The organism is Virgisporangium aurantiacum (assembly GCF_016863635.1).
GTDB lineage: Bacteria > Actinomycetota > Actinomycetes > Mycobacteriales > Micromonosporaceae > Virgisporangium > Virgisporangium aurantiacum.
Window position 1 is genome coordinate 1 of record NZ_BOPG01000168.1, and the last position, 2,456, is coordinate 2,456.

Annotated in this window: 1 protein-coding gene; it reads left to right on the forward strand. The window is 64.9% G+C overall.

Annotated elements, in window-relative coordinates; translation table 11 throughout:
- Positions 1-542 precede the first annotated feature (542 nt).
- Positions 543-2,351: a reverse transcriptase/maturase family protein gene (locus Vau01_RS62835; protein WP_239153149.1), complete on the forward strand. Its 1,809-nt coding sequence runs from the start codon at positions 543-545 to the stop codon at positions 2,349-2,351.
- Positions 2,352-2,456 lie beyond the last annotated feature (105 nt).

The following is a 2,456-nucleotide window of genomic DNA, read 5'->3' on the forward strand; positions in this document are numbered from 1 at the left end:
TTGTGCGCCACGAGGCGCCTGGTTGTATCCCCGGCATAGCCGGGAGGAACTCGAAGGGAGGTTCCTGGGTCTGATGGCTTACCCGCAGCCGAAAGGCCGAAGCGGGGACAAGAGCATGCCAGGAAACCAGCGGCTGGGTCCAGGTGTCCGGGACGGTGCGCTTGGGGGACCCGCGTGATATGGCGAAAGCTGGATTGCTTGAATCCCAATCTCCAGAAGATGGAAGTTCACATCCGCCGGAAAGACATCTGAAACCGGCGCCAGCCCTGCGCTGATCGTGGAACTACAGCGGCGCAACTTTCGGGGCCATGGAGCGATGCCCAGTGAGGGCATTCAAGGAGATGAGTGGGATGCCTACGTCGCGCTAGGACGTATGACCAGGACGAACGTGGGATCGTCTACCGGACGCGAGTCCTATGACGACGGAGGCCCCGTAGTAGTCGCCGGAGTCACGACCGGCCAAGGAGGACGGGAAAGCCGTCCACATTCGGGCGAAGGGGGCCAGGTGACTCGGACACTCCGCAAGCTGGGAGGTATGCGTAATGCAGAGCGCCGAAACGGTGCTGGGTGTCCTACGTGAGCGCGGCAGGCGCGGCCTGCCGTTGGAAGAACTGTATCGGCAGTTGTTCAACCCGCAGTTGTATCTGCTGGCCTACGGGCGCATCTACGCCAACAAGGGTGCGATGACCCGCGGGGTCAGCCAGGAAACCGTGGACGGCATGTCGCTGGGCAAGATCGGCCGCATCATCGAGGCGATGCGCTTCGAGCGGTACCGTTTCCGTCCGGTGCGCAGGGTGCACATCCCCAAGAAGGCGGGCAACGGCAAGACGCGCCCGCTTGGCCTGCCGACCTGGTCGGACAAACTGGTCGGCGAGGTGGTGCGCCTGCTGTTGGAGGCGTACTACGACGTCCAGTTCTCCGACCGGTCCCACGGCTTCCGTCCCGGCCGGGGCTGCCACACCGCGTTGCGGGAGGTGGCCAACACCTGGACCGGGACGACGTGGTTCATCGAGGGTGACGTCGCTGACTGCTTCGGGAGTTTTGATCATGAGGTCATGCTCTCGACGCTGGCGGAGTCTATCCATGACAACCGGTTCCTGCGGCTGGTGCGCACCATGCTCACCGCCGGATATCTGGAGGACTGGGTCTGGCACGAAACGCTCTCCGGTGCGCCGCAGGGCGGTGTCGCGTCTCCGATCCTGTCCTCGATCTACCTGCACAAGTTGGACCGCTTCGTCGAAACGGTGCTGATCCCGGAGTACACCCGAGGCAGGCTTCGGGCGCGTAACCCGGCCTACCGCACGGTGGAACAGGCGATCGCGCGAGCCCGCAGGAGAGGTGACCGTACTGAGGTGCGCTCGCTCTACCGGCGGCTGCATCGCCTGCCCAGCCAGGATCCTGACGATCCTGGCTATCGCCGGCTGCGCTATTGCAGGTATGCCGACGACACCTTGCTCGGGTTCGCCGGACCGAAAGCCGAAGCCGAGGAGATCAAGCAGCGTCTGGCCGAGTTCATGCGCGACGAGCTCAACCTGGAGCTGTCGCAGGACAAGACGCTGGTGACCCACGCCCGCACCCAGCGGGCCAGGTTCCTCGGCTACGAGATCTCCGTGGCAGGCACCGACCGCAAGACACAACGACGGTCCACCAGCGACCGGCGCAACCGCCGCTCGCTGAACGGGACGGTCGTGTTGCGGGTGCCCGCTTCGGCGGTCAAGGCGAAACGTGCCCTCTACCTGGCACGCGGCAGGCCAGCCTGCCGCAACCCGATCATCCGCGAAGATGACTACACCATCGTCGGGAAGTTCGGGGCCGAGTACCGCGGCATCGTCCAGTACTACCTGCTGGCCAGTGACGTCCAACGACTGCACCGGCTGCGCTGGGTCATGGAGACCTCGATGCTCAAGACCCTGGCCCGTAAGCACCGCTCGTCGGTGTCGAAGATGGCGGCCAAGCACAAGGCCAAAGTCGTGACACCGTACGGGCTACGCACGTGCTTCGAGGCCAGCATCGTCCGCGACGGCAGGAAGCCACTGGTCGCACGGTTCGGCGGGATCGCCCTCAAACGGCAGAAGACGGCGGTCATCGCCGACCGCCAGCCGCACCGGCCGCTCTACCCCCACAAGGAGCTGATCAAGCGACTCCTGAAGGGAAAATGCGAGCTATGCAGGCAGACGGATGACATCGAGGTGCACCACATCCACAACCTCGCAGACCTCGTCAAGGCCGGCGCGGACCAACCCGCATGGATACAGCAGATGGTGAAACGGCGCCGCAAGACCCTGGTGGTCTGCGGCGGCTGCCACCAACACATCCATGCGAAGCCGCAACCGCCACAGCTCACGTCGTAGTCGCTGGAGAGCCGGGTACTCGGAAACGGGTCCGCCCGGTTCGGAGGGAGGCCACGCGGAAAAGGACCCGAACCCGGGCACCTCGCTGCGTGGCCGACCCTACCC